Annotated in this window: 4 protein-coding genes; all 4 read right to left on the minus strand. The window is 69.8% G+C overall.

The features are described 5' to 3' along the window. Positions 1 to 11 precede the first annotated feature (11 nt). Positions 12 to 380: a monovalent cation/H(+) antiporter subunit G gene (locus G6023_RS13540; RefSeq protein WP_067719292.1), complete on the minus strand. Its 369-nt coding sequence runs from the start codon at positions 378 to 380 to the stop codon at positions 12 to 14. Continuing rightward, positions 377 to 604, minus strand: a complete 228-nt coding sequence (locus G6023_RS13545) for a monovalent cation/H+ antiporter complex subunit F (protein WP_067719517.1) — start codon at positions 602 to 604, stop codon at positions 377 to 379. Before G6023_RS13545 ends, G6023_RS13540 begins: the two co-directional genes overlap by 4 nt. Positions 605 to 669: 65 nt before the next feature. Next, positions 670 to 1,476, minus strand: coding sequence for a Na+/H+ antiporter subunit E (locus G6023_RS13550; RefSeq protein WP_241727865.1), 807 nt, complete (start codon positions 1,474 to 1,476; stop codon positions 670 to 672). A 1-nt stretch (position 1,477) separates the two neighbouring features. After that, complete coding sequence (locus G6023_RS13555; RefSeq protein ID WP_182636006.1) at positions 1,478 to 3,103, minus strand: Na+/H+ antiporter subunit D; 1,626 nt, start codon at positions 3,101 to 3,103, stop codon at positions 1,478 to 1,480. Between the last annotated feature and the right edge of the window lie 144 nt (positions 3,104 to 3,247).

The following is a 3,247-nucleotide window of genomic DNA, read 5'->3' on the forward strand; positions in this document are numbered from 1 at the left end:
GCCGCGACGGTTCAGTTGGCGGCGCTGCCGTCGAGGCCCGACCCGGTGAACTTCTCCAACACGGGGGCCTCGTGGGTGATGGTGCCGTCCTCGACGCTCTCCCGGTAGGCGAGGTTGCCCACGCGGTTCGCGATCACCGGCGCCGTGCACACGGCGACGATCGCGGCCAGCACGAGCATGCCCAGGTCGATGTCCGGGAAGATCCGGATCCCGGCGCCGAGCAGGATCAGCACGAGGCCGAGGACCTGCGGCTTGGCGGCCGGGTGCATGCGGCTGAGGGTGTCGCGGAAGCGGACGAGGCCGATCGCGCTGGCAAGTGTCAGCAGCGCCCCGGCGAGGACGAACAGTGCGGAGATGATCTCCACCAGGTCGTTGGTCATGGGAGGGCCTCCTCGGGCGATCCGACGGTGTCGTTCACGCGGAAACGGGCCACGGACACCGAGCCGAGGAACGCCACGAGGGCGAGCGCGACGAGCGCGGCGGCGGGGGTGGTGTCCTTGGACCAGGCGATGTAGACACCGATGCCACCCTGGGCGACCGCGACGAGCGCATCCAGGGAGATCAGGCGGTCGAGGGTGTTGGGGCCGCCGACGAGCCGGATCATCGTGGCGAACAGCGCGGCCGTCAGCGCGATGATGGCCAGACTCCACAGGATGAGCGAGATGATGTTCACCGGGGGGCCTCCTGTTCCGGGGTGGGGCCGTCCGCGTCGTCCGCGTGGTGTGCCGCGTGCTCGGCTGCGGCCTGCTCTGTTTCGGCCTGCTCTGCTTCGACTCGTGCAGCTCCGGGCTCGTCTGCGTCGGTGTGGTCTGCGGGGGGGTGGTCTGCGGCGGCGTGAGCTGGCGCGGCTTGGTTAGCGGCGTGGGGTGCGGATTCCGCGGAGTCCGCGGTGCCCACGGTCGTCGGGGCGCTGTCGGCGGGTGCGGAGTAGTGCTCCGGGCTCGGCTTCCAGTCCTCGTCGCGCTCGAAGGCGCGCTGGTAGAGCGTCTCGATGTGCGCGGTCTGGGATCGGAAATGCTCCACGGCGTCGTCGGTTCCGGTGTTCAGTACGTGGATGTAGACGTAGCGGGCCGCGGGATCGACGCGGACGACGATGCCGCCCGGCATGAGGTTGAGGGTGTTGACGGCCAGGGCCAGGGTGAAGTCGGACTTCAGCCGCATCGGGGCGCGCAGCACGGCGGAGCGGGGGGGAGCCTGGGGCCGGACCGACAGCCAGGCGACGGCGAACGACGAGCGGACCAGGTAGTAGGCCACCACGAGCACCAGCCACACCATCGACACCGGCCGCAGCAGACCCTCGACGGGGACGCGGGGGAGCGGGAGGACGGCCATCACCACGGTCGCGACGATGAGTCCGGCGGCGATGGTGCCGATGTCGATGCTGCCCCACAGCAGGACCCAGGTGAATGCCAGCCACAGGGTCATGAACAGGCGGGCGCCGAGCACCCGCGGCTCCAACGTCATCTTCCGGGCCATGTCAGCGCACCCCCGTCACGGAGTCGACGAAGCGTTCGGGTGTGGCGTCGGTGGGGACGGTCACGAGGTACTCGACACGCTCCCGCAGACTCTCGGCGGCGCCGTCGGTGACCGCGAGCAGCGGGCCGGCGAAGACGGTCATGAGAAGCGAGACGACGATGAGCGCCCACGTCGGGGCCAGCATGCTCCACGGCATCCGCCCGACCTCGTCGCGCTCGTCGAACTCGACATACTCGTCGGACGGCAGCAGTGCGAGCGGCTTGGCCAGCGCGATCGCGCCCTCGGGGGCGTCCGCCCGGGGCCGCCAGAACGCCTTGGACCACACGCGCACGACCACGTACAGCGTCAGCAGGCTGGTGACCATGGCGCCGGCGACGAGCACCCACATGAGGACCCCGCCGACCTCTGCGCCGGCCTGGACCACGGCGAGCTTGCCGACGAAGCCGGAGAACGGCGGGATCCCGCCCAGGTTGAGCGCCGGGATGAGGAACGTGACGGCGAGGACCGGGCTGACGACGCCGAGGGACCCCAGCCGCCGGAGGGAGGACGACCCCGCCTGCCGTTCGATGAGGCCCACGACCAGGAACAGTGTGGTCTGCACGACGATGTGGTGGCCGACGTAGTAGATCGCGGCGCTCAGCCCGGACTCGGTGGACAGGGCGACCCCGAAGATCATGTAGCCGATGTGGCTGACCAGGGTGAACGACAATATCCGCTTGATGTCCGACTGGGCGATCGCACCGAGGATCCCCACGACCATCGTCAACAGGCCGGCCACCAGGAGGACGCCGTCCATGCTGCCCCCGGGGAACACCAGGGTGTGGAAGCGGATGATCGCGTAGACGCCGACCTTGGTGAGCAGACCGGCGAACACGGCGGTGACCGGGGCGGGCGCGGTCGGGTACGAGTCGGGCAGCCACGTGGACAGCGGGAACACGGCGGCCTTGATGCCGAACGCCACGAGGAACACGGCGAAGATGGTGTGCCGCAGGCCGTCCGGGACCTCGGTCATCCGGGTGGCGATCTGCGCCAGGTTGAGCGTTCCGACGGCGGAGTAGGTCAGTGCGATGCCCAACAGGAAGACCATGGAGGACACCATCGACACGACGGTGTACGACACGCCCGCGCGCACACGTTCCTGGCTGGCACCCAGCGTGAGCAGGACGTAGGACGCGGCCAGCAGCATCTCGAACCCGACGAACAGGTTGAACAGGTCGCCGGCGATGAACGCCGCGTTCAGGCCGGCGGCCAGCGCGAGGTAGGTCGGCAGGAAGACCGAGGTCGGCTGGTCGCCGTCACCGTCGCGGACACCCTGGCCGACGGCGTAGATGATGACCGTCAGCAGGATCACGGCGGATACGCACAGCATCAGCGCGCTGAGCCGGTCCGCGACCAGGGTGATGCCGACCGGGGCGTCCCAGCCTCCCACCTGGACGGTGTGCATCCCGTGTTGTTCGGTCAGCACCAGCAGGATGCCGGAGATGACCAACACCCCGGTCAGGGTGGCGATCGTGATGACGTTCTGCACCCGCGGTCGGCGGGAGACCACCAGACAGAGGGCGGCCGCCAGCATCGGGGCGAGGACGACCGACGGGATGAGGTAGCCGAAGAGTTCTGGGGAGATCACAGGTCCTCCTCCTTTCCGGCGTCCTTGTTGCGCTTCACGCGTCGATCGATCCGTCGGGCCTCCGCCTCGGCTCGGGCCCGTGCCTCCGCGCGAGCGTCGGCCTCGGCTCTGGCCCGGGCTTCCGCGCGGGCTTCGGCGGCGGCC

Source organism: Dietzia sp. DQ11-71, assembly GCF_014144995.1.
GTDB classification, from domain to species: Bacteria; Actinomycetota; Actinomycetes; order Mycobacteriales; family Mycobacteriaceae; genus Dietzia; species Dietzia kunjamensis.

Coding starts and splice junctions, on each gene's coding strand:
- G6023_RS13550 (WP_241727865.1), bottom strand. CDS start 1,476: ATGGCCCGGAAGATGACGTTGGAGCCGCGGGTGCTCGGCGCCCGCCTG.
- G6023_RS13545 (WP_067719517.1), bottom strand. CDS start 604: ATGATCCGGCTCGTCGGCGGCCCCAACACCCTCGACCGCCTGATCTCC.
- G6023_RS13540 (WP_067719292.1), bottom strand. CDS start 380: ATGACCAACGACCTGGTGGAGATCATCTCCGCACTGTTCGTCCTCGCC.